Raw genomic sequence first — 23,691 nt, forward strand, 5'->3', positions numbered from 1 at the left:
CCAGCGGGGCCGCAGCCAGCGGCGCCCGTCAGCCGCACGGCCTGGTGGGGCTTGCTGGATTCTCCCGCTCCGCACGCGGCTCGACGCTGACACTCTTCTGATCCACCCTCTCGATCACCACGCTGCTCGGCCGTCGCGCTGTCGCGGCGGCACTCGGCAGTCCGGTGACAGACGACGCGATGGCCGGTCCTCGTGGACCGGCCCAGACGTGATCTGCCCGACCGCGCCATCCGGGTCGCGGGCGGGCAGATCACTGTTGTTCGGTGCGTTCAGTGTTTCTGGGCGCGGCGCTTCCGACTCATGAACGCGATGAACAGGCCCGCACCCACCAGCAGACCGGCCAGGGCGATCATCTGCGGCAGTCCGGACATACCGGTGTGCGCCAGCGAACCCGTGTCCCCGCCGGCCGGGGCCGGGTTGTTGGCGGGCGGCGCGGGTGACGGCGGCGTAGAAGCCGGCGGTGAGGCCGGTGGCGAACTCGAGGTCGGGGTCGGGGTCGGTGTTGCCTTCGGGATGTAGACCCCGGCATCGATGGTGTGATCGACCCCGCCCGGCTTGTCCGGCGCTGTGACAGGCGCGTAGCCGTTGCACAGCTGTCCGGTGGTCGGCGGCGTCACGTTGGAGTCGTGCGCCCGGTTGGCACCGGCTCGCGGGAGTGTGAACCGCAGCTCGCTTGCCGGGGGTTGGCTGGGCACCTTGCCGGTCTCCGCGGTACACACGTCGAACTGCACCGTGTATTTCGCACCCGGCGTGAGCTGGTACGCGGCGCCGACCCCACCGAAGTAGTACTCGCCGGCGGCGTCGGTTTTGGTCGTGGCGACCTGCTTGCCGCCCGCGTCCAGCAGGTTGATCGTCGCCCCGGGCAGCAGCGGTTCCGCCGGGTCCTGGATCCCGTTGTGGTCGCCGTCGAACCACACGAGGTTGCCGATCTGGATCGGCGCGTTCTCCGCCGCGTACGCGATGTCGCCGAGCCCGCCGGCCTTGCCGAACCCGTTCTGTTCCTGGCCGACGAATTGGTACGCGTTGGCGTTCGGAGCGTTGCCCGGGCCCTGACCGGTCGTGATGTCGTAGTAACCGGTCCCGCTGGTCTCGATATTGGTGGTCGGGTCGAACTCCGTGCTGACAACCCACTGCTGCTGAGGAATGTAGGCCACCGCCCCCAGTGCGGTCTCCTGGTGCCCGCCGACAAAGAAGTCGCCCGGGAAGTACTCGACGACACCGGCGTCCTCGCCGTGATCGTTGGCGGGGGTGGCGTGGTTGGGGCAGTTTCCGGTGCCTTCCCACGCGTATCCACCGGCGGGATCGGCGCAGGCCATGTTGATGTCACCGCCGGACATGCCGAGTTCCGGCGTGTTGTTCCCCGGGCGGGGATCCAGCCCCTTGGCGCTGAGCACGTCCATGAACCGGTCGCGGAAACCCAGGACCATCGAACCGTCGCGGCCGAACGCGAGGGAGGCCAGCTCCGGCTGCGGATCGATGAAGGCGCCGCCCGCCTTCCGCTCGTCCCACGTGGCCAGGCTGGTGTTCCACGGGTTCCAGTGGGTGGCCTGGTCGATGTCGCCGGCCCCGGTGAAGACGGTGCCGCGCTTGTAGGAGAGCGCGTGGGTCAGCACCGTGGTGAACTTCTTGCCGTCGTAGGCGTACACGACAGCCTTCAGGTCGGCGCGCTGCTGCGTGCTCTCCGCGTCGCACACACCGCCGACGTAAAGCTTGTTGTCGTGGACGGAGAGACCGAACGGCCGCCAGTCGCCGGGCGTCGCGCACCCCGGGTCCGGGATCGGCACCGTCGCCTCGGGCACCGCGGCGGTGGTTCCCGTCGCGTCGAAGCTCACCAGGCTGCGGGTCAGCAGGTTCACCGCGTACAGCGTGGAGCCGTCCTCCGACAGAGCCAGACCGCCGATGCTCTCCTCGCCCGGTGCGTCGATGAACCCGGGATCCTTCACCATGTCGGCGGTGTCGTGCGGCGTGAGCGCAGCGGCCGGCACTCGCGCGAACAGCTTCGGGGCACCCCCGCCGCTGACCGGCACCGTGTAGATCGCGCCGGCGCCCTCCGGCCCGTACGGGGCGTACCGGCGGGCGAACGCGCTCTGGAACAGCCGGCTGCGGTACTTGTCGTAGGCCAGCCCGAACGTCGTGCCCACCTGGGCCTGCGTGGCCAGCGTGGCCGGGCACGACACGGCGGTAGGACACGTGCCGCGGGTCTTCGTCCCGAACGCCACCAGGGCCCGGGTGTCGGTTCCGGTGGCGCCGTTCTGGACCGGCACGAAATAGCGCGAGTCCGGCAGCGCGTAGTCGGCCGGGTTCCACACCCCCGTCACCACCGAGGCGTCCTTGCCGCCCGACACGTCCACGAACGACGTGAAACTGTCGAAGTGGTTCGCCGCCGTCGACGCGGGCGCCGCCCGCAGATAGCCGCTGTACGGTGCCGGGACACTGACGTCCACGCGGTACTGGCCGCCGCTCAGCACGGTCGACGCCGACACCACGACCTTTCCGGTGGCGTCCGTGACGCCGGTGACAGCGTGCCCGGCAGGGTCGGAGATCTCCACCTTCATGCCCCGCTGCGGCACGTCCATCGTCGCGTTGATCACGCCGGTGCCGAAGAAGTCACGCAGCACCTCGACCGTCAGCGTGCCGTCGGCGGTCGAAGCGGCGGCCGTTCCAGCCATTCCGGCCGTCGCCCCCACGGCGCCGCCTGCCAACAAGAGAACGGATAACCCTATGCGCGCCAGCGGCCCCCCAAGCCTCGGGGCCGACTGGCGCGAGTCTCTGCCGACTCGGTTCATGGCATCACACTCCACACTTCACTTGTCATGAAAACGAAGCACCCGCTTCTCGCTGCACGTCCCGTTCGTGGCCCCAGGCGCGGACGCCTGTCGCGAACGCCACGGACAAGAAAAAGGGTCCACTGCCGTTGCGTGGACCGCTTTGTGGTGATCGCCTGAGGATATTGTGGGCGAACTGTAAAAGCCGGAGGCCAGGAAAGGCGAACGCGCGTTCAGAACCTCGGACAGGACCGCCCTGGGCTGTATATTTTCGCAGCTCAATCACGGTATCCCCGCCCCCACCGCCGACCTCACCGACCGCCATCGCGAGCAGCGCGCAATATTCTATGCGCGGGAGTCCAGCCGTCACCAGCAGAACCCCTGACATCAACCGGGATCCTTTAACAATCCCGGCGCGCCCAGAGAATGGCGACCGGAAGAGCATGCGACAACGACGTGATGGCCGGATCGGGTCCGTTCAGTGTGTGACGCCTGGATGATACGTCTGGGACATGTCGGCTGCCCTATGCCGACGGCCGCCCGGTCGGGCTCGTGGTGCTCCTGTCGGGCGGCCGTCACACCATGACGGTCAGCTGTCGGAACGGAATGCTCCGTGGACTCGCAGGTCGCCCTGGATCGACACCTGGTCGCCGTCGACGTGCGTCCTCGGTGCGGACCGACAGGAGCCGGTTGGCGTTCACCTTCCCCAGGAACAGCGACTCCCCGTGGACGACCAGCTTGAACTGCTCGTGGTCGGTCGTCAGCTTGTCCCTGACCGTCAGGTCGCCCGCGATGACCGCGCCCTGGACCTCCAGGTTCCGCATGGGCCGGAGATCGCCGTTGACGGTGAGGTCGCCGCCGACGGCGGCGTTCTGGGCAGCGTTCAGATCGCCCTCGACGGTGAGACGTTCCTTCACCCGAGCCCGACGGGTGACCAGGTCGTTCAGGTCCGCCTCGCCGGCTGCGACGGTTCCCCACTGGCGGTTTCCGGCGCCTTGGAACACGTTCACCCCGGCGGGCGGGAACTCGATCCAGCCGGTGCTGCTGTCGCGGCCTTGAACCCACTTGGTGTTGATGCCGTTCAGGTCCGCCCTGTCAGCGTCGACGGTTCCCCACTCCCGCTTTCCGTCCTTGTGCACATGCACTCCGGACTGCGGGAATTCGAGCCACCCCTTGCCGGCGTCAAGCTCCCCCACCCACGTGGTATTCACGCCGTTCGCGCTGACCTTCTCAGCCGTGACGGTCCCCAAGTCGCCACCCTCGCCATGGCCTACCTTGATTCCGTCGGGCGGGAACTGGATCCACCCGGCACCGTTGTCGCGGCCCCGTACCGACGTGGTGCTCACGACGTCCAGCTCGCCCTTGGCAGCCGAGACGATCCCCGGCGCGCCGGATGCGCCGCGAATCTCCGCTCCCTGCGCGGAGAAGACGATCCGCCCCTTGTCCGTCGTGCCCTCGGCCCACGGGGTGTGTACGCCGTTGGTGGCGGTGACGCTGTCGAACTCGGGGCTGCGCAGCTGGACGGTGGTGGTGAGGAAATACCCCGGCTGTTGTCCCGTTTCGGGTTTGGCTATCAGGGTGTAGGTGGCGTCTCGCTTCGGTGCCTGGTCCGGCTGAGGTGACCACTGCCAGCCGGATGCCGACCGCAACTCGGCGAGCTCTACGCCGCCGTCCGGCCTCTGGATCTCGTACTTCAGTATGTCGGGGCCGTCCCACAGCAGGACGACGTTCTCGCCCGAGTCCACCAGCGCCACCTTCGGGCGGAAGTTGCGCGGCACCTTGGGCGCCTGCTTCAGCAGGCTCAGAGTGACGGAGTGCTCCTGCACCTCCTCAGCCCTCCCCGAGGTCTCCGTCACCTTCAGCAGGACCAGCCCCGCCTTGCTGGAGACAGGAAAGCCGTCCAGCAGCAGGACCATGGAATCGCCCGGAGTGAACAGCCCGCCGTTCCGGCCGGCGGACACCGTGAGGACACCGTCCCAGTGCGACGTCGGCTCGTCCCTGAACCTCACCGAATACCCTCGCTGGATCCGCGCGTCGATCGTCTTCGGATCGGGCGTGAGATCGGCTTCCTCTTCCCCGCAGGGCACTTCCACCTCGATGGAGTACCAGGGCGCCCAGTCCCTGGTCGGATTGGAGATGACGATGTACACCGCCCCCACGGGCGCAGTCCCCGCCGTTCCACAGCGTTGTCCCGCCGGACAACCCAAGAGCCCCGATTTGCCATAATCGGCGCGAACCAGATCTGCCCTGGCCGAAAGAGGCAAGCGCACAGTTACGCATGATTCGGGGGCGAACGTGGTAGTACTCAGTGTTGCCGAGAACGGAGCTGTGACCTCCTGTTGCAGTGGGGTAAGTTACCGCTCCTTCGGGGTGGGCGCGTTCACAGGCAGAGTCGTTCGAACTGGGGCACCAGATGAGCCACCCCTGTGTGGACCGGCCTGACGGCCACCTGCGCTTTGCCTGCCGGAACACGGGCTCCGTGCGTGCGCGATGCGTGAGCGGACGGTCCGGCACGAGGTGTCACGAGCGGGATGGCGTACGCCGCCGCAGGGCGCTGATCAGGCAAAACAGCACCCCGTGGCAGCGTCGAGCACCCCCCGGCAAGGATCCAATCCCACTCCTAAAGCGGGGGTCTCAGGTTCGATCAGCCGAGATAGGGCCGCTCACGGTGCTCCAGGAAGTGACGGATCCGGAGCCGCTGCGTGTGGTGCATCGGCAGTTGATCAATCTCCGCCGGATGGACGAACCGCAGCTCCGTGGACTCGTCCGAGATCGCCAGTCGGTCGCCGACCACACGCGCGGTGAAGCAGACGTTGAACTGTCTGCGCACCTCACCGTCCGAGTAGACAATGACGTGGCGAGGATCGGTGTACGTGCCCACGAGCCCCGTGATCTCTACGTCCAGACCCGTTTCCTCCTTCACCTCCCGGATGGCCGTTCCCGGGAGTGAGTCGGTCATCTCCATGCCGCCACCAGGGAGCGCCCAAAGGTCGTTGTCCCGCCGGCGCTGAAGGAGTACGCGCCCTTCCTCATCGGTAACCACGGCGGACGCGGCGACCACCAAGCTGTTCGGCTCAGGTGCCGCCGGGTCGTCGTAGTACTCGATCCGTGCCATGGTCAGTCTTCTCCTATCGGCGTCGCGGTCTCCCACACCGCATCAAAGCTGCTGGCGTAGGTGTCGAACATGCCGCCCTCTCCGTTGCGCCGAAGATGCCACACGGGAGCACCGTAGGCGTTCACGCCCCAGACATGGGCATTGACCAGCGCCTGGTCATCCGCACGATAGATCGAGTTGTAGAGCGTGGTGGCATGGGTCCGCACCTCGATGCCGGGTACCTCGGCCAAGGGGCGATAGTGCATGAGGGCGAGTCGGCAGCGGGACTCGATCCCATGGCCGAACCTCTCTTCGCTACCGCGATGTTGGACGTTCGTGCTGTCCGGGTCGCCGATCGCGGTACGGACAGCACACCCATCGGCAGCTCGCTCTCGCAACAAGTCGTTGAGCGGGCCTTGTCCCAAGGCCGGGAAGTTAGCGTTTTCGCAGGTCCTGCAAGCGCGTTGAGGGTTCGAGGCGAAAGCACAACGGAGCTCGTTGGTACAGGCAGTCGACCAAGACAGCTTGTACGTGAGGAGCTCCGTTGCGGGTTCATTTTGCCCTGCCGTCCGCGCTGGCGGCCATCACCCGTACGGTGCCCGTGGCTGCGGGCCGGTTCGCGCCGGGGCATCTGGGAGAGCTGACCGTCGTGGTGCCGTTCGAGCTGGTGGACGCGGTGCTGGCGGAGACGCGGACCGTGCAGCGGCGGTTGCGTGACCTGCCTTCGAGGGTCGGGATGTACTTCCTGCTCGCGATGTGCCTGTTCCCCGAGATCGGCTACCGGCTGGTGTGGGACAAGCTCACCGCAGGTCTGGCCGGGATTCCGGTGGCCTCGCCGAGCGCGAAGTCCCTGCGGGACCTGCGCCGCCGGCTGGGAGCCGCGCCGGTGCGGGCGCTGTTCGAGGTGCTCGCAGGTCCCCTGGCCCGCCCGACGACTCCCGGGGTGCGTTTCGGCGCCTACCGGACCGTGTCCTTCGACGGCTGCAGCTCTCTGCGGGTGCCCGATTCGCCCCGCAACCGGGCCTGGCTCGGGCGGACGGCTCATCACGGCTATCCCACAGTCGAGTTGATGACGCTGGTCGAGACCGGGACGAGAGCGTTGATCGGGGCGGTGTTCGGCACCACCGACGAGGGCGAGACCGCCTACGCCCGCCGGCTCCTGCACCTGCTCGGGCCGGACATGCTCGTGCTGTGGGACAAGGGCTTCGACCCCAACGACTTCCTCGCCCAGGTGGGCGCGACCGGCGCAAAGGTACTGGGAAGGCTCCGCAGCAACCGACGGACCCCGGTCCTGGCCCGTCTCGACGACGGCTCGTACCTGTCGGTGATCGGCACCGTGGGCGTCCGGATCGTCGACGCCGAGATCACGGTGACATGCAACGACGGCACCGTCTTCACCGGCACCTACCGGCTGGTCACCACCTTGACCGACGCCCGCCGACACCCCGCGGCGGCGCTGATCAACCTCTACCACGAGCGCTGGGGTGCGACACGAAGTCGCACGAGTTTGAGTGAATTACCTGAAGGAGGACGGCCGTTGCTGTCGACAGGATAGTTCCGGGCCAGTGCTCAAGGCCCGTCCCCACTCTGGCATGCGTCGCTGGTAACGGCGGGGTGTGAAGCCCAGAGGAGAAGCCCAAGGGCCCCCGTGCCATCCGGGGACTACAGGCGAGGGGAAGACCGGACGGGTGAACGCAAGTGAACCCCTGATGATGCTTCGTGATCGTGGGCCCCGCCGATGGACTGCTCCAGCGGGGTGCAGGACTGGCCGCTGAGAAGTGGCAGGCGCTGGCTGAAGCCCCAACGTCAGCCGGGAGAGCATCGCCGTCCCGGAGTTTAGGGGGCACCCACCCCGGTCGTATCTCACTCGTGTGGAACGTGGAAACCCCGCTGGGGTCCGGACACGTAAGTGTCCGGTCAGCCGACCGCGAGGAAGGCCCAACTCCCCAGCGGGCACAGGATGACCCAAGAAGCCAACGCCGGTGGCCGAAAGGCAGCGGGAAACCGGAGCAGAAGGCCAGCACCTCCGCTGGCCGCTCCGCATAACCGGCCGGATACGGGCTCTGCCCGGACCCGAAAGGGTGCTGACGTGGGTCAGGTGGGCCTGTGAGGAACTGATGACCATCAACGCTGGAACCGAAGGACAAGTTGGACACCGTGGCGACAACATCTCCCGTGACGGACACCGTCCAGGACGACAGCGCCGTCACGGCGAACGGACCTGAGGACGACTCCACCGACTGGCAGTCGATCGACTGGCAGGGCGCGGAGAACGAAGTACGGCGGCTGAGGCAGCGGATCTTCACGGCATCACAGGCAGGGGACCTCAAGAAGGTCCGCAATCTCCAGAAGCTGATGCTCCGTTCCCGCTCCAACACGCTGGTGAGCGTGCGGCGGGTGACGGAGATCAACGCTGGCCGCAAGACGGCAGGGATCGACGGACGGGTTGTCCTGCTGCCCCAGGGGAAGGCCGAACTGGCCGACTGGATGCAGCACCGGGCAGCTCCATGGAGGCCCCTGCCCGTCAAGCGGGTCTATATCCCCAAGGCCAATGGCCGTCAGCGCGGCCTCGGAATTCCCGTGATCATCGACCGGTGTCTTCAAGCCGTGACGCTGAACGCGCTGGAACCCGAGTGGAAGGCACGGTTCGAGCCGAGATCCTACGGATTTCGTCCCGGCCGTGGCTGTCACGACGCGATCGGAGCGATCTTCCTGGCTGCCAAGGGCAAGAGCCCGAAGCGCCAGTGGGTCCTTGACGCGGACCTGGCAGCGGCGTTCGATCGTATCGACCATGACCGCCTCATGGCCTCCATCGGACAGTTCCCCGCCCGGGGTCTGGTCGAGCGGTGGCTCAAGGCGGGAGTACTCGACCACGGCGTCCTCGCCCCGACCGAGGAGGGGGTCCCGCAAGGCGGGATCATCTCCCCGGCGCTGATGAACGTGGCCCTGCACGGGATGGAAGAGGCTGCCGGAGTCCGCTACCGGCTCACCGGCCCACGGGCTGGCGAACTGGCAGTGGGTTCACCGACTCTGATCAGGTACGCCGATGACCTAGTGGTGCTCTGTCACAGCCGTGACGAGGCGCAACAGGTCAAGGAGCGGCTCTCCCGGTGGCTCAAGCCCCGGGGTCTGGCCTTCAATGAGGACAAGACGCGAATCGCGCACCTCGACGAGGGCTGCGATTTCCTGGGCTTCACCGTCCGCCGATACCACGGCATGCTCCTGATCAAGCCGAGTAAGGCATCCGTACGACGGATCCGGGCACGGCTCACCGCCGAAGTACTGGCCCTTCGAGGACAGAACGCGGCGGCGGTGATCGCCAAGCTCAACCCGATCATCCGGGGTTGGGCTGCCTACTTTCGGGGGGTGGTCTCCAGCGAGGTGTTCACGTCGCTGGACAACCACGTGTGGAGGCTGGTCTACAAGTGGGCCCGGCACACACACCCGAACAAGCCGAACGGCTGGGTGACATCCCGGTACTTCGGCCGGTTCAACGAGTCCCGGCAGGACCGGTGGGTATTCGGTGACCGCGAGAGCGGCCGCTACCTCACCAAGTTCGCCTGGACCAGGATCGTCAGACATCAACTCGTCATCAAAGGGGCGTCCGTGGACGACCCGGCGCTGACCGAGTACTGGGCCTCGCGGCGACAACGGAACAAGCCCCCGCTCAGCCCGCGCCTGCTGGGTCTGCTCCAAGGGCAGCACGGCCGGTGCCCGCTCTGCGGAACGCTTCTCCTTCATGCCGACCAGCAGCCGCAGAGCCCCCAGGAATGGGAGCAGTGGCTGCGGGCGATCCGGACGGCGGTACGCGCGAACGCGCTCACCGCCGAACCGGACGGAAGCCAATCCGACGATCCCGTCACCTTCCGACTCACCCACGTTCACTGCCACCGCTGGCGCGGCGGCAGTGAACCACGGTGACCAGCCATCCTGGCTGCCCGTGGGCCTTCAGGGCCTGCTTGAGCCGGATGCGGTTAACGCCGCCCGTCCGGTTCTGAGGGGGGTGCGGCGCAGCAATGCGCCGCACCTACCCGACAACACGAGAGCGCGTACTTCGCGCTCCGCCATACGATCCTCGCCGGCCACAACCTCCGCTCGAACGACGCGGTCGGCCTCGAACAGGAGATGTGGGCCCTGCTCACGCTCTACCAGGCCCTGCGGGCCGTGATGGTCGAGGCCGCCGAGTCGGTCCCCGGCACCGACCCCGACCGCTGCAGTTTCACTGTCGCCTTGCAGACCGCCCGTGACCAGGTCGTCCAGGCCGCCGGGATCATCCCCGAGGATCCCGGCTCCATCGGCCTGATCGGCAGGCGGGTGCTGGCCCGGCTCCTCGCACCCCGCCGCCACCGGTCCAGCACCCGCAAGGTCAAGTCCCCGATCTCCCGCTACAGCGAGCAACGCGACGACGGCCGCCCCGACCGCAGCCGCACCATCACCGACCTCGCCGTGACCGTCCTCGAACCCGGCCCCGAACAGCAGCCCTTGCCCACGGCCTCCCGCGACGACCGCCACACCGCTCCAGCCCAGCGCCGACGGCACCGCGTCCTCGCCCTGCTGCAGGACGACCCGACCCGCCTGTGGAGACCCGCAGAGATCGCCGCCCACTTCGGCGACATCACCTTGCACACCATGTATCGCCAGCTGTCCCGATGGGCCGACAGCGGCCTCATCCACAAGCTCGGACCAGGCCTCTATGCAGCCACAGCCTGGACCTCAACCCCCTTGTCACCAGCACAAACGGGTTAACTTCCCGGCCTTGGGGGAAGCCCCGTGGGTCTGTCCAGCCAACGGTGTAACTCGGGTGATGTGAGTTATCGGCGGCCGACGGAGAGTCGGCCGTCGAAGGCGATGTCGAATGCCTGCAGGGCGGGCTTCCAACGCATGGTCCAGCGTTTGCGTCCCTGGCCGGTGGGGTCGAGGCTCATGATGGCCATGTAGACGCATTTGAGGGCTGCGGCCTCGTTCGGGAAGTGCCCGCGGGCCCGGACGGCTTTTCGTATGCGAGCGTTGACCGACTCGATAGCGTTGGTGGTGCAGACGACACGGCGGATCTCGGTGTCGAACTGCAGGAAGGGCACGAACTCTGCCCAGGCGTTCTCCCAAAGGCGCACGATCGCCGGGTACTTGGCGCCCCACTCCTCCTGGAACTCCAGGAACCGGTCCTCCGCCGCGCTCGCAGTGGGAGCCGTGTAGACCGGCTTGAGCGCGCGGGAGATCTTGTCCCAGTCCTGGCGGCCCGCGTAGCGGAACGACGCCCGGATCAGGTGGACGACACAGGTCTGGGTCACCGCCTGGGGCCAGACCGCCGAGATCGAGTCGGGCAGGCCCTTGAGCCCGTCACAGACGACCATGCACACATCCTCGACACCGCGGTTCTTGATCTCGGTCAGGACCTGGAGCCAGTATTTGGCGCCTTCGCCGCCGTCGCCGGCCCACAGGCCGAGAATGTCGCGCGTGCCGTCCACCGTGACGGCGAGTGCGACGTAGATGGGCCGGTTCGCCACCTGCCCATCTCGCACCTTGACGTGCACGCAGTCGATGAAGATCACTGGATAGACCGGGTCCAGCGGCCGGTTCTGCCATTCGGCCATCCCGTCCATGACCTTGTCGGTGATGGTCGAGATGGTCTGCTTGGACACGCTCGCGCCATAGACCTCGGCCAGGTGGGCGGAGATGTCACCGTGCGTCAGACCACGCGCGGACAGCGACAGGACCATCTCGTCGACGCCGGTCAGCCGCCTCTGCCGCTTCTTGACGATCTGCGGCTCGAAGCTGCCGTCGCGGTCACGCGGCACCGTGATCTCCACCGGCCCCACGTCGGTCAGAACGGTCTTGGACCGGGCCCCGTTGCGGCTGTTGCCGCTGCCGGCACCGGCCGGGTCGTGCTTCTCGTAGCCGAGGTGGTCGGTGATCTCGCCTTCCAGGGCGGACTCCAGCACGCGCTTGGTCAATTGCTGCAGCAGCCCGCCGTCGCCGGTCAGCTGCAGGCCGCTCGCGCGGGCCCGGTCGACCAGCTGCCCGATCAACTGGTCATCCAGCAGGTCCGCCGGCGACTCGGCCGGCCGGACCTCTTCAACCGCCTCAACAGAGACAGTCACGTCGCTCATCAGGTGCTACTTCCATGATCGGGAGTTACACCGAAGACCGTACAGACCCGTACTATGTGCTGGCGGGGGCCACGCCGGTCCTGGTTCACAACTGCGATATTTCGATGGATGAGGCCGTCAACCGTGCCGTTGCACACGTTGGCGACAATGCAACGGTGGTGCGGTCTGGAAGTGGTGGAGTTCAGTTCATGAGCGTGACGACCGATGAGGCCGGGAACGCGGTTAGGAAGATTGCGCGGTTCGATGTGAACCCCAATAGCGCTCATGTCCAGAAGCTTGGACCGCACCTTAATCTGGAAACCCAGATCAATGGAAGGACGGTTACGAGTGGCCCACTCAAGGATCCTCACACCCCTATCGATCCATCCACGATCCGGCCGGGCGACTACTGGCCGTAGGTAACTGACGGAGGTGTGGTGTTGAAGGTCTTGCGCGAAGATTCGACCGGGGAAATGGAGCTCTCTGGGACTCGCTCCGAGCTGCTGGCCTTGGGCCGGGAGTTGCGGAGCGGCCGAGGGGAAATCCTCATTCCGAAGGCCTCAAATCCATTCCCGTACGATAGGGCGTTGTCGCGGATCGAATTTCAGCAAGCGAGTGGGAAGGTTCGTATTTCTCCGTCGGGAGACGGTGAAGCCATGGAGATTCAAGGCGAGCTAGATTCTCTTGCTCTTCTTGCCGATAACATCGAAGGGTTCGCCTTGGAGGCGGATCAAGGCGACCACCTCCATGTGGATTACTTTCCAGAACATGACTATCTGGCCGAGGGGTCAGAGTCGCTGGTTGTCGGCATCGACGGTGATGCGCCCAAGTCGTCGTGAAACGACTTTGGCGCAACTAATCCGGCAGTGAAATCGCTAAATTTCCGTGGCTTATGCAGCGGCCCCACCGGATCCATCCGGTGGGGCCGCTGCGGCGTCTGACGGCAGTAGTTGACGGCAACGTCAGCGGACGGGTGCTGCACCAAGTGGCGGATCGTCGTTGCCGTCGGACTCGGTGGCGGTGCCATTGAGGTTGCCGAGGGCGTGGCCGAGGAGGTCGATGGCCTGGCGCTGGAGACGGAGTCGGACGTGGGCGTAGACGGTGGCGGTCACGCCGATGTGGGCGTGGCCCAGCAACTCCTTGATGACGACGAGTTCGACGCCTTGCTCCAGGAGCAGGGTCGCCGTTGAGTGGCGGAGGTCGTGAAACCGGATGGGCCGTAGGCGGGCTTCGCGGAGCAGGGCGTTGAAGTGGCGGGTGAGGGTGGCGGGTTCGATCGGGTGCCCGTCGGGTCGCGTGAAGACGTGGCTGCTGTCCTGCCAGCGCGAGCCCGCTTCCTCCTTCTCCTGTGCTTGCCGGGCGCGGTGTGCGCGGAGCGAGGTGACGCAGGAGGCCGGCAGGGCGATGCGGCGTTCGGAGCTGATGGTCTTGGTGGGCAGTGTGGCCAGGCCGCTGCTGTGGGTGCGCTGGAGGGTGCGGCGGATGCTGGCCGTGCCGCTGTTGAGGTCGAGGTCTTCCCAGTGCAGGCCGAGGAGTTCGCCCTTGCGCAGTCCGGTGCGTAGGGCGAGCTCGAACAGCGCGGCAAGCCGGTGCCCGTGGGCAGCGGCGAGGAACTGCCGTGCTTCGTCGGCGGTGAGGGGGTTGAAGCGGCGGGGGCGGGGTGTTCCGGTGCGGACGTTGCGGGCAACGTTGCGGGAGATCTCCTCCTCGCGGACGGCGTGCTCCAGGGCGGACTTGAGTACGGAGTGGATGTAGGCGAGCGTCAGCGGGGAGAGCCGTTTGCGGCAGCACTGGCCGAGTGCGCAGCAGCGCGGGCGGCGGCTGGCCTGTGTGTTGGGGTCGCGTCGGGCGTCGGTGCCGCGTGCGCAGCACTGGCAGACGGTCCGCAGGGTGTTCAGCCAGGTCCGGACGTCCTTGGCGGAGAGCTTGGCGAGCTTCTTCCTGCCCAGGCCCGGTATGAGGTACTGCTCGACGACGGCGTTGTACCGGGTGTGGGTGGTCTCGCGGAGTTGGTGCACGGCGACGTTCTCAAGCCAGTACGTCAGAAAGGCCGTCAGGCTGCCCTGCGCGGCGACAGCGGGGATGCCACGGTTGCTGGCGGCGATCTTCTCGGTCAGTTTGGCCAGTGCCTCTGTGCGCGTGCTGCCGTAGACGTGGACGCGTTTGCGGGTGTTGCCGGGGGCGAGGACGTATCCGGCGGCTTCCCAGCGGCGGTCCTTTCGCTGGTAGACGGTTCCGTCGCCGTTGGCGCGGGTGCGGCGGGATGCGGGGGTGTCGCGGGGTGTGGTCATCAGGCGGCGGCTTCCTGGTCGAGGCGGGTGTGGATGAAGTCGGTGAGGGCGTGGGTGGGGATGCGGCGGGCGCGGCCGAGGGTGAGGGAGGGGAGTTGCCGGGTGCGGAGGAGGTCGTAGACGGCGGTGCGGCCGAGTTGGAGGCGTTCCATGACCTGGGGGACGGTGAGGAGTTCCGTGCCGGCGGTCACGTGACGGCCCCCGCCCGGGCAGCGCTGGTCAGCCGGTCAGTGGAGTGACCGACCGGGTGACCGGCGGGGCGACCGGCGCGGTCACCAGAGTGTTCCGAGCGCCGGGTTCGGGTCCCGTGCTGTCGCGTCGTGGCCAGGAGGTTGGCGAGGTGTTCGAGTTCGGGCACGAGGCCGGTTCCGGCGTACTGCCAGTGGGAGATGACCAGCGTGGTGTCCGAGTCCACGCGCTTACCGGCGATGTTGGGGTGACGGGAGCGGTGACCGGCGGCCAGGTCGGTGGGGTGTCCGGTGCGGTCATCGACCGGACTGCCGTCCGTCTGACCGACCTGCGTTTCAGCAGGTGCCGGGGTCTGGGTGTCGGGTTGGCTGGTTCGCCAGGCGGTGCGTTCGGCTCGGAGGTGGGCGAGGGTGGTGGAGTAGTGGCGGGTGCGGGTGGAGAAGTGGCCTCGGAAGCCGAGCATGTGGGCCCATTGCCGCAGTCGGAGGTGGGCGTGCCGGCGGTTGGTGGCGAGGTGCCAGGCTGTGTGGATCATGCGGCGGGCGTGGTCGGTGATGTCGTGGGTGGCGAGTTCGGCGAGGAGTCGGAGGCGGCGGTCGAGGGTGCCGGTGGTGGTCTCGGCGCCCTTGGTGGCGTACTTGGCGATGTAGGCGGCGACGTGCCGGTCGGTGACCGGGCCGTCTCCGGTGAAGTCGGTGCCTCGGATCGCGCGGACGTCGATCTGCCGCCCGAACCGGAACACCAACCGGTCAGCTCGGTCACCGACCGGGGCCCCAGCGGGCTGCTGCGGCTGCTGGCCCTCATGCGCTATGCGGGTGCGTGTGGTGGCGGCGCGGACGGCGTGGTCGAGGAGCTGGGTGGTGGCCCAGGCGGGTGGTGTGCTGGTGGGGCCGGTGGGTCCGTCGAGGCGGATGACGGCGTGGAAGTGGACCTGGCCGCGTTTTTGGTACTCGGCGACCTTGGCGTAGGAGAGCGTGGCGTGGTGGCGCAGCGCGCGCTGGGTGAGGCCGGCGGCCTTGGCGATCTCGCGGCGTAGGTGGGTGATGAAGCGTGCCCACAGGGCCGGGGCGTGCGCGTTCCACAGCACCGCGCCCGCGTAGTCGTAGCGCTCGGGGTCGAGCGGCGTACCGAGGAGCGGGTCGTCGTCGGGGTGGACCTGGCCGCAGTGGCAGCGGCCGGTGTCGGGTTGGTTGTGGACGGGGCCGAAGCCGGGGGCGGTGAGGGTGGCGAACACGCGGGGGTGGGCGGCGACGCTGGTGGGGACGGTTTTGCCGCCGCGTAGTCCGGCGGCGATGAGTTGGTAGGTGTCGTAGCGGTAGACGGTGGAGCAGGCGGGGCAGCGGGTGGCGCGGCGGTTGCCGCAGCGGACCAGCAGTTCGCCTGCCGGGAGTCGGCCGGAGTCGAGGTGGTTGAGGATCTCGCCGGTCGCGGTGTCGAGTCGGGTGCGGTGTCCGGTGAGGCGGATCGGGAGTGCGCAGCCGCCGAGCGCGCTGATCTGTCGTGCGAGGGGTGCGAGGTGGCCGGTGGCGGCGAGCTTCGCCAGCCTGGCGGTGAGCCTGGCGCGCCGTTCCAGCGCCGACCGCCCCGTCGACGGCGGGACGATGGCGGTGGCGTCCGCTGGGCAGGGCGGCGTCGTGAACGTCGACGACGAGGGACGCGAGGTGGCTGGAACGGTCGCGGGGTACGGGAGTGGGAGCTGTGCGGGCATGCGGGACGGGGCCTTTCGGCGGGAGCGCGGAAGCGGTACGGCGTGGGGTGACGTGGGCAGGCCGAAGTGATCGGCTCACAGGGGAACGGGGGCGCCTCGGAGTGGGGCGCGGAGGGCCGGACCAGGGGGTCTGGTCGGCGGGGCGCGGTGGTGATCACCGGCGAGTGCGTGACGTTAACATCGCCTCACTGGCACATTCAAGTACATCCCTCCTGATTCCTTTCTGGTAGGCGGTGGGGCGCGGGTAGTGTGGGGCTGGTTTCCCGGTTTGGACGGGCCGGATTGTGCTGGTAGAGGGCGTGGAAAGCGGGGGTGGCCGGGCGTGGTGGTGGGGAGGCGCGGGCGCAGGCCGGCGGGCAGTGGGGTGCCGCTGACGTTCGAGGTCATCGCCGAGGCTGTGCGGGAGCGGATCCGCTCGGGTGGGCTGCGGCCGGGGGACGCGTTGCCGACGCAGGCCGTGTTGATGCGGGAGTTCGGGGCGTCGAGCCTGACCGTGCAGAAGGCCATGACCCTGCTGAAGCAGGAAGGGTGGGCGGTCTCCCGCCCAGGTAAGGGAGCCTTCGTCGCCCACCACGGCCACGCCGCCGGCGATGCCGATGACCTCGACGGCCCGGACGCGACCGCCACCGGGACGACGGCCCGCGTCGAGGCGTTGGAACGAGCGCTGACCGAGGCTGCCCAGCAGATTGCCGACCTTCGTGGCCGCGTCGAGGCCCTGGAGTCGGACGGCGGCGAGCGGGGCCGCTGACCCGCCGTGCCGGGACGCTGGCCAGGGCTGTCGGATCCCAGCTGATGCCTGACGTTCTGGTCCCAGGTGATGCTTGACGGTGGACCTAGACAACATAGGGAGCCCCGTGGGGCTTGTTCGCTTTCACGTTACGGACCGGGACGTCGGTCGTGCGCCGGATCACCCGGACCTGGCCGTCCAGCTCGACACTGATCGTCGTGTCCGACACGTGCACGGTCACGGTCTGCCCTGCGTACGGGCGGCCGAGGGACACGACCTGCCGGCAGACCATGACCGTGCCCACCGCGCTGACCCGCCGCTGCACCCGCACCGGCTCGATACCCGGCCGCGGCGGCGGTCCGGCCGGACGCAAGCCCCGCAGCCTGCGGACTTCCTCGCCGGTCAGCGGGTTGGGCCGCACCCTCAGCAGTTCCCGCGAGGACGGATCGAAGAACGACAGCGTCTCGTCATCGATCCGGATGCCCACCTGGCGGCCGCCGAGGATCTCCGCTGCCAGCACCTGGTGCCCGCCCAGGCCGACCAGGCCGCTGTTGTTCACGACCCGGTCCACCTCGAACGCCGCCCCCTCACCGGCCGGAAGCGGTGCCGGCCCGGCCGCACGTCCGCCCCGGGCGGCCAGCCGTCCCAGATCCGCCACAGACAAGTGCGACCGCACGGTCTTGATCCGCGCCCCGGCGATCAGCAGATGGATCACCGAGGTGTCCGCCCAGAAGGTCACCGTCAGCCCTGAGCGGGCCGGTCCAAGCCAGAACTGCTTGCCCGCGACCTGCAGATTCCCACTCGCAGGCACCACCCGCTCGAACTCCACCGGCCCGCCCTCGTCCACCTGCACCGCCTCGGGAAGAGGGGCAGGGGCAGGCGGCGCTTCGGCCGGCTCCGACGTCACCGCAGGGGCCGTCCGCTGGTGCGGCACCAGCGCGAGCACTCCGGGCACCCTCAGGCCCAGGACGTCCCGCTCCTGCTCAGCAACCGGGGTAAACCGGTCCGCCGGGAACTGCATGTCCAGCGCCTGGTGCGGCCGCATGGAGTTGTATTCCTCCACCCACGCATCCAGCGCCGCCTGAGCCGCCTCGATGCTCTCGAACGCACCGCAGTCGTCGAGGAGTTCACGCCGCAGCGTCTGATGGAACCGCTCGACCTTGCCCGTCGTGGTCGGCGACGCCGGCTGGGTGAGCCGGTGCGCGATCCCGTTCTCCCGGCAGATCCGGTCGAACAGCACCTCACCGCCCTGCCCGAACCGATCGGTGAACTGCTTGCCGTTGTCCGTCAGCACCTCCTCCGGCACCCCGAACGCCTGCAAGGCCCGGGCGAAGGCCGCACACACCGCCCTCCCGGTCGCCCGCTCGACCACCGACGCGATCACGCAGTACCGGGAATGGTCGTCCACCCCGGTCACGACCTTGGCCTCGGTCAGCTCCCCGGTCACCGGGTCGACCAGCATCACGCCGCCAACGATGTCCATCTGCCACAGCTGCATCGGCCGGTCCCGCTGCCAGCGCTTGTAATCCGACCGCTTCCGGCGCCGCACCCCCGGCTCCACCAGGCCGTGACGGACCAGGATCCGATACACAGTCATCCGCGACGGCACCGGGCTCACCGCCCCGGACCGCTCCAGCACATGCGCGATCCGCCGCGGACCCCACTTCGGGTGCTTGCGCCGCAGCTCACACACGGCCGCCTCCACCTCGGCAGAGACCTGATGCGGACACGACGCCGGCTTGCGCGAACGATCCGCCAACCCGGCCAGACCGGAGGTCTCATACCGGGACTTCCAGCCGCTGACCGTCTGCCGGGACACCCCCAACGACGCGGCGACCTCGGTCACCGTCGCACCCGCCAGCACAGCCAGGACAGCCCGGTATCTCTGCTCGACAACCGACAACTCCACCAGCGCCAATCCCGGCCTCCCCACACGCGCCGCAACGACACGCACAGAAAAGCCGATCACGGCCACTGTCAACCATCAGCTGGGACCCAACTGTCAAGCATCTACCGGGATCGGACAGACGCTGGCCAGGGCGGTGCGTTCAGATTTTCTCTACGAGGTTCAAGGCGGGCCCCGCCCGCCGGGGCTGGCCGCCGTCGCCGACGAACCCGTCGTTCGGAGCCTGATCCAGGGGCGCAGGTGCGGCGACCGGTGGGACCGCCGGGCTGACCTGAACTGTGCTCCTGGCGGAGCAAGTTGTCGCCTACGACCGTCCTACGGCCGGAATCGCAGGCAAGGGCCGACCAGGGGGCCGACCCTCAACATCCGTCGCCGGGCTCACTGAGGGCGGCGGCCGACGTCGCCTCCGGCGGGGAGCAAAGCTCCCGGCCGCCCGCCGTCGACCAACCCCTCCCGCCCCGGCCCCCGCGCTGCAAGACTGGCCGACGCACAAGCCCCCGCCGCACGCCAACCAAAGGCCGCCCCGGCAATCGACCGCCGAGCCGCCGAGAGACGACTGGCCTGCCCGGCTGGTCTAGACCCTTGACGGCAGTAGTGACGGCAACAGTCACGAACAACCCCGGCCGAACCCGTACCTCACCGGACCGCCGAATACCACTTGACCTGCGAAAACGCTGGTAGAGAGGGGTCGCTTAGCACACGTACTATGTGCTGGCTGGCAAGACACCTGTTCTGGTGCACAACACTTGCTCCAGCAACGCCAAGATTCTCGGCGAGAACATGGAAGCGGCGGGAACTGTCCGACCTCCCGAGACAGCGGCACATCATATAGTGGCCAGCACATCCCCGAAGGCGGCGGCAGCTCGACAACAGCTCGCGAAGTTCGGAATTGACATCAATGATGCAGACAATGGTGTCTTCTTGCCTCGTGGATCGGCATCGGTAAATCCGTCAGGCGCGTCCGTGCACTCGCGGATTCATACCAACGACTACTACACCTACGTCAACGACATGATTGGCGGAGCTCGAAACGCTGATGAAGCCAGGGACGTGCTTGGGTACCTGCGAAGTCAATTGCAGGGCGGGTACTGGCCGTAGTTGAACGTGTAGTCTCGGCGGTGGTGCGACCCGGGAGTCCCGCTCGCACCACCGCCGAGTAGTGGTGGGTTCGAGACAATGAAGTGGAGTTAGCGATGAGACGGTCAATCGACTCTGCGCTTGGCGTGGTAGAGGGCATTGTTGACCAGGCGGTGCCGGGTCAAGACGTTCCGTCTGTCGAGGAATTGTTTACGGTTATCCGCGATTTCGAGCGCATTGAATTCGACGTTCCAGATCGTGCAGATTCCGACGGGTTCCTGTTCCAGTATGGCCAGGTGAACTGGTTTCCTGATCCAACTTTCGTCGTGGGCTTTGTGCGTCAGCTGGAAATTGTTGACGCTGGCGGAGAACACGAAGCGTACTCGCAGGTGCAGCTCGAATTTCGGTATCGAGTTGATGCTGACCTGGACCCAATTCAGAGTCATAGCTCTTGGTGGTTCGCCGAAAGTCAAGGTCCGTTCGATGGATGGCTTGAAGCGGTGAAACAGAATCCTGTCTGGAGAGCTATCCGCGGAAAGGTGCCTGCTGCGTTTGATGTGTCTCAGGAGATGGCCTGACCGGAAACCAGCACGATGGTTCCAATAGCAAACACGAAGCCCCGCCGGGTGTGCCCGACGGGGCTTCTGGGTGCCGTGACGGCAGTAGTTGACGGCAACGTCAGCGGACGGGGACCGGGCAGAGCGGTGGTTCGTCGCCGCCGTCGGGCTTGCTGTTGATCTCCGTGGGGTTGCGGAGGGCGTGGCCGAGGAGGTCGATGGCGTCGCGTTGGAGGCGGAGTCGGACGTGGGCGTACACGGTGGCGGTGACGCCGATGTGGGCGTGACCCAACAGCTCCTTGATCACGACGAGTTCGACGCCCTGCTCCAGGAGGAGGGTTGCCGCCGAGTGCCGGAGATCGTGGAAACGGATGCGGCGCAGCTGGGCGCGGCGGAGCAGGGTGTTGAAGTGCCGGGTGAGGGTGGCCCCTTCGATCGGGGAGCCGTAGGGCCGGGTGAAGACGTAGCCGCTCGCTTTCCAGCGGGTTCCCACCGCTTCGCGTTCCTGACGCTGCCGTTCGCGGTGCTGTTCGAGGGAGCGCAGGCATGGTGTCGGCAGGGCGATGCGTCGTTCGGAGCTCTGGGTCTTGGTCGGGAGGGCGGTCAGGCCGCTGGAGTTGGTGCGCTGGAGGGTGCGTCGGATGCTGGCGGTTCCGCCGGCGAGGTCGAGGGCTTCCCGACGCGGCCGAGGAGTTCGCCTTTGCGGAGCCCGGTGTGCAGAGCGAAATCGAACAGGGCGTGCAGGCGGTGTCCGCGCGCGGCGGCCAGGAACTGGCGGGCTTCTTCAGCGGTGAGGGGTTCGAAGCGGCGGGGCCGGGGTGTGCCGGTGCGGACGTTGCGGGCAACGTTGCGCGGGATCTCCTCCTCGCGTACCGCGTGCTCCAGGGCGGACTTGAGCACGGAGTGCACGTAGGCCAAGGTCAGCGGCGAGAGCCGCTTGGAGCAGCACTTCCCCGTGGCGCAGCAGACGGGCTGGTCGCGGGCGGTGTCGAGGCCGCGGGTGCAGCACTGGCAGGTGGTGCGGAGCGGGTTGAGCCAGGTGCGGACGTCCTTGGCGGTGAGCTTGGCGAGCTTCTTTCGTCCGAGGCCGGGGATGAGGTAGAGCCGGGCGACGGCGGTGTAGCGGGTGTGGGTGTTCTCGCGGAGGGGCCTTCCACCTTGATCGTGGACACCTCGCCACTGGTTCTTGAGTCCAGGGAGAGGAGTCCCAGGTGGGGACCTACAAGTACTCGGCGGAGTTCCGGGCCGACGCGGTGGCGTTGGCCCGTTCGTCGGGCTGGCCTGTCTCACGCATTGCCGCCGAGCTCGGCGTGAACCACGAGACGCTACGACAATGGATCAAGACGGCGGAGAAGGCGGAGAGGCCCGAGGCGGTTGCGGCGTCGGCGAAGGACGCGGAGATCGCGGCCTTGCGTAAGCAGGTGCGCGAGCTGGAGATGGAACGTGACATCCTGCGCCGGGCGGCCAAGTATTTTGCGGGCGAGACGAACTGGTGAGCCGATTCGAGTTCGTTGCCGACCACTGCGACGCCTTCGGCGTGAAGCGGCTGTGTACCGTGCTGAATCTGTCCCGGTCCGGGTTCTACCGGTGGCTGAAGACCGCCCCGGCCCGCGCCGCGAAGAAGGCCGCCGACGCCGCGCTCACCCGGCGGATACGCAAGGTCCACACAGAGTCCGGGAAGACGTACGGGGCCAAGCGGATCACCGCCGAGCTCCGCGCCGACGGTGTGATGGTGAACCGCAAGCGCATCGAGCGCCTCATGCGCCAACACGGCATCCAGGGGCGGAGGTTGACGCGGCGACACCACACCACGATCTCGGACCCCGCCGCCCAGGCGGCGCCCGATCTGCTGCGGCGGAACTTCACCGCATCCGCCGCTGACCGGGCATGGGTCGGTGACATCACCTATCTGCCCGTCGCCGGCGGGAATTTCCTGTATCTGGCCACCGTCATCGACGTGTTCTCCCGTCGCCTGCTGGGCTGGTCGATGGCCGATCACATGCGGGCCGAGCTCGTCACCGACGCGCTCAACGCGGCCGTCCGCACTCGCGGCGCCCAGGTGGACGGCGTCATTTTCCACAGCGATCACGGGGCTCAGTACGGGTCGAAGGCGTTCGTCGATGCCTGCCGCCAGGCCGGGATCCGGCGGTCCATGGGAGCAGTCGGCACCTCCGCGGACAACGCCGCCGCGGAGTCGTTCTTCGCCTCACTCAAGCGGGAGAACCTGTCCGACGAGGCGACACACTCCAAGGTCACCACGCTGCGGGGGAACGTCGAACCGGGCTCGAAGGCCCAGATCGAAAATGGCTTCCTGGGGCAGTGGATCAATCCAACTACCGGTAAACGAAACCGAATTTGGTCGTTCGTGATGGTGCTGCCCACCTCGTGGCCCCACTTCATCCCGACCTACCGACGAGTTCGACGAACTACAGGTGAGAGTCGGCGCGTAGAGCGTCCAGCTTCTCGGCGTCATCGGTTCCGGCAACGGCCGTGTAGGCGACGATACGGAGATCCGAGCCGGGGACCATGAGGACGTCGAGGTCGAGGGTCAGGTCGCCGACCTTGGGATGTTCGATTGTCTTGCGGTCGCCGGTGTGGAGGCCGGCAGTGCCGTTGGACCACAGGTGGGCGAAGCGGGGGCTGGTGTGGAGCAACCGGTCGACGAGCGAGGTGAGGCGGGCGTCGTCGGGGTAGGCCGCTGCCGTGACCCGCAGATCGGCGACGAGGGCCTCCTCCTCGTCCTCGTCGCCCGCCCAGGACCGTACTGGCCAGGCGGCAATCGAATCGACTCGGCGACCGTCGCTGGAGCGGAACATCCCGGCGACGAGATTGCCCTGGTCCCAGCCGTAGGTAAGGGGGTCACCGATGGCGGCGGTCCACATCCGGTTCCAGCTGACCAGCGTCCAGTCGGCGGCGTAGACCGCGACAGGCGCGTCGCCCATGTGCCGGACGAGCCGGTGGACGCTCGACGGCACGTGCAGTGACACGTCGCCGTTGGATGGCGGCGCGAGATGGGCACAGCGGAACAGGTGGTCACGCTCGGAGGTGCCCAGGTGCAGGGCTCTGGCCAGGGCGGTGACGACCTGGGCGGAGGGATTGCGGGCGCGGCCCTGTTCGAGCCGCACCACGTAGTCGACCGACAGGCCGGCCAGGCCGGCGAGTTCCTCGCGGCGCAGACCGGGAATCCGCCGGTGGGCGTCGGATTCCAGCCCGCCCGCCAAGGGCGAGAAGCGCTCCCGCCAGCCTCGCAGGGCGATGCCGAAGTTGTTCGTCATGGCCATGCGGTCATCA

At 67.7% G+C, this 23,691-nt stretch carries 17 protein-coding genes and 3 pseudogenes; 9 read left to right on the forward strand and 11 right to left on the reverse strand.

Annotation, left to right across the window (positions count from 1 at the left end; all coding sequences use genetic code 11):
- Positions 1 to 269: 269 nt before the first annotated feature.
- The 4 genes and pseudogenes from GQF42_RS35380 to GQF42_RS35395 form a co-directional block, all read right to left on the reverse strand.
- Positions 270 to 2,669: an SdrD B-like domain-containing protein gene (locus GQF42_RS35380; protein WP_233273579.1), complete on the reverse strand. Its 2,400-nt coding sequence runs from the start codon at positions 2,667 to 2,669 to the stop codon at positions 270 to 272.
- A gap of 671 nt (positions 2,670 to 3,340) precedes the next feature.
- Complete coding sequence (locus tag GQF42_RS35385; protein WP_158926776.1) at positions 3,341 to 5,029, reverse strand: hypothetical protein; 1,689 nt, start codon at positions 5,027 to 5,029, stop codon at positions 3,341 to 3,343.
- A gap of 380 nt (positions 5,030 to 5,409) precedes the next feature.
- Positions 5,410 to 5,880, reverse strand: a complete 471-nt coding sequence (locus GQF42_RS35390) for an NUDIX domain-containing protein (protein ID WP_158926778.1) — start codon at positions 5,878 to 5,880, stop codon at positions 5,410 to 5,412.
- A gap of 2 nt (positions 5,881 to 5,882) precedes the next feature.
- A pseudogene (locus tag GQF42_RS35395) lies at positions 5,883 to 6,269 on the reverse strand (XRE family transcriptional regulator); the annotation flags it as partial.
- Positions 6,270 to 6,403: 134 nt separating this feature from the next.
- On the opposite strand from GQF42_RS35395, the gene GQF42_RS35400 reads away from it, so the two are divergent.
- The 3 genes from GQF42_RS35400 to GQF42_RS35410 all read left to right on the forward strand — a co-directional run bounded on the left by GQF42_RS35400 (position 6,404) and on the right by GQF42_RS35410 (position 10,605).
- On the forward strand, positions 6,404 to 7,414 hold the full coding sequence (locus tag GQF42_RS35400; RefSeq protein ID WP_158926780.1) for a transposase domain-containing protein: 1,011 nt from the start codon (positions 6,404 to 6,406) through the stop codon (positions 7,412 to 7,414).
- 620 nt (positions 7,415 to 8,034) lie between these two features.
- A complete protein-coding gene (gene ltrA / locus GQF42_RS35405) occupies positions 8,035 to 9,780 on the forward strand; it encodes a group II intron reverse transcriptase/maturase (protein WP_158926782.1) in 1,746 nt (581 codons plus the stop codon).
- Positions 9,781 to 9,984: 204 nt separating this feature from the next.
- The gene (locus tag GQF42_RS35410) at positions 9,985 to 10,605 is read left to right on the forward strand and encodes a helix-turn-helix domain-containing protein (protein WP_158926784.1); all 621 of its coding nucleotides are present in this window, start codon (positions 9,985 to 9,987) and stop codon (positions 10,603 to 10,605) included.
- Between the two features lie 65 nt (positions 10,606 to 10,670).
- Here GQF42_RS35410 and GQF42_RS35415 read toward each other — a convergent pair whose 3' ends face one another.
- Entirely contained in the window at positions 10,671 to 11,957 is a 1,287-nt protein-coding gene (locus GQF42_RS35415; protein WP_373300785.1) for an IS256 family transposase, read from the reverse strand.
- Between the two features lie 23 nt (positions 11,958 to 11,980).
- On the opposite strand from GQF42_RS35415, the gene GQF42_RS35420 reads away from it, so the two are divergent.
- Together GQF42_RS35420 and GQF42_RS35425 are read left to right on the forward strand one after the other, a co-directional pair.
- Positions 11,981 to 12,364, forward strand: coding sequence for a hypothetical protein (locus GQF42_RS35420; RefSeq protein WP_158926786.1), 384 nt, complete (start codon positions 11,981 to 11,983; stop codon positions 12,362 to 12,364).
- 18 nt (positions 12,365 to 12,382) lie between these two features.
- Positions 12,383 to 12,784, forward strand: a complete 402-nt coding sequence (locus tag GQF42_RS35425) for an Imm32 family immunity protein (protein WP_158926788.1) — start codon at positions 12,383 to 12,385, stop codon at positions 12,782 to 12,784.
- Between the two features lie 123 nt (positions 12,785 to 12,907).
- Here GQF42_RS35425 and GQF42_RS35430 read toward each other — a convergent pair whose 3' ends face one another.
- From GQF42_RS35430 to GQF42_RS35440, 3 genes are read right to left on the reverse strand one after another with little or no spacing between them, the layout of a single operon-like run.
- The gene (locus GQF42_RS35430) at positions 12,908 to 14,236 is read right to left on the reverse strand and encodes a tyrosine-type recombinase/integrase (RefSeq protein WP_158926790.1); all 1,329 of its coding nucleotides are present in this window, start codon (positions 14,234 to 14,236) and stop codon (positions 12,908 to 12,910) included.
- On the reverse strand, positions 14,236 to 14,427 hold the full coding sequence (locus GQF42_RS35435; RefSeq protein ID WP_158926792.1) for a helix-turn-helix domain-containing protein: 192 nt from the start codon (positions 14,425 to 14,427) through the stop codon (positions 14,236 to 14,238). The genes GQF42_RS35430 and GQF42_RS35435 overlap by 1 nt, the downstream gene beginning before the upstream one ends.
- Complete coding sequence (locus tag GQF42_RS35440) at positions 14,424 to 16,133, reverse strand: replication initiator (protein ID WP_158926794.1); 1,710 nt, start codon at positions 16,131 to 16,133, stop codon at positions 14,424 to 14,426. Before GQF42_RS35440 ends, GQF42_RS35435 begins: the two co-directional genes overlap by 4 nt.
- Before the next feature lie 322 nt (positions 16,134 to 16,455).
- Here GQF42_RS35440 and GQF42_RS35445 point away from each other — a divergent pair, with 322 nt between their 5' ends.
- On the forward strand, positions 16,456 to 16,881 hold the full coding sequence (locus tag GQF42_RS35445; protein WP_158926796.1) for a GntR family transcriptional regulator: 426 nt from the start codon (positions 16,456 to 16,458) through the stop codon (positions 16,879 to 16,881).
- Positions 16,882 to 16,966: 85 nt separating this feature from the next.
- Here GQF42_RS35445 and GQF42_RS35450 read toward each other — a convergent pair whose 3' ends face one another.
- Positions 16,967 to 18,763, reverse strand: coding sequence for an IS481 family transposase (locus GQF42_RS35450; RefSeq protein WP_456115214.1), 1,797 nt, complete (start codon positions 18,761 to 18,763; stop codon positions 16,967 to 16,969).
- 711 nt (positions 18,764 to 19,474) lie between these two features.
- Here GQF42_RS35450 and GQF42_RS35455 point away from each other — a divergent pair.
- Together GQF42_RS35455 and GQF42_RS35460 are read left to right on the forward strand one after the other, a co-directional pair.
- Positions 19,475 to 19,864, forward strand: a complete 390-nt coding sequence (locus GQF42_RS35455; RefSeq protein ID WP_233273580.1) for an AHH domain-containing protein — start codon at positions 19,475 to 19,477, stop codon at positions 19,862 to 19,864.
- 95 nt (positions 19,865 to 19,959) lie between these two features.
- Positions 19,960 to 20,421, forward strand: a complete 462-nt coding sequence (locus GQF42_RS35460; RefSeq protein WP_158926798.1) for a hypothetical protein — start codon at positions 19,960 to 19,962, stop codon at positions 20,419 to 20,421.
- Between the two features lie 100 nt (positions 20,422 to 20,521).
- Here GQF42_RS35460 and GQF42_RS35465 read toward each other — a convergent pair.
- Positions 20,522 to 21,546: pseudogene (locus tag GQF42_RS35465) on the reverse strand (tyrosine-type recombinase/integrase); the annotation flags it as partial.
- Between the two features lie 65 nt (positions 21,547 to 21,611).
- On the opposite strand from GQF42_RS35465, the pseudogene GQF42_RS35480 reads away from it, so the two are divergent.
- Positions 21,612 to 22,627, forward strand: a pseudogene (locus tag GQF42_RS35480) (IS3 family transposase); the annotation flags it as partial.
- A gap of 199 nt (positions 22,628 to 22,826) precedes the next feature.
- On the opposite strand, the gene GQF42_RS35485 reads toward GQF42_RS35480, so the two are convergent.
- The gene (locus GQF42_RS35485; RefSeq protein ID WP_158926804.1) at positions 22,827 to 23,681 is read right to left on the reverse strand and encodes a helix-turn-helix transcriptional regulator; all 855 of its coding nucleotides are present in this window, start codon (positions 23,679 to 23,681) and stop codon (positions 22,827 to 22,829) included.
- Positions 23,682 to 23,691 lie beyond the last annotated feature (10 nt).

Origin of the sequence: Streptomyces broussonetiae, assembly GCF_009796285.1 — a bacterium.
In the GTDB taxonomy this organism is placed as follows: Bacteria; Actinomycetota; Actinomycetes; order Streptomycetales; family Streptomycetaceae; genus Streptomyces; species Streptomyces broussonetiae.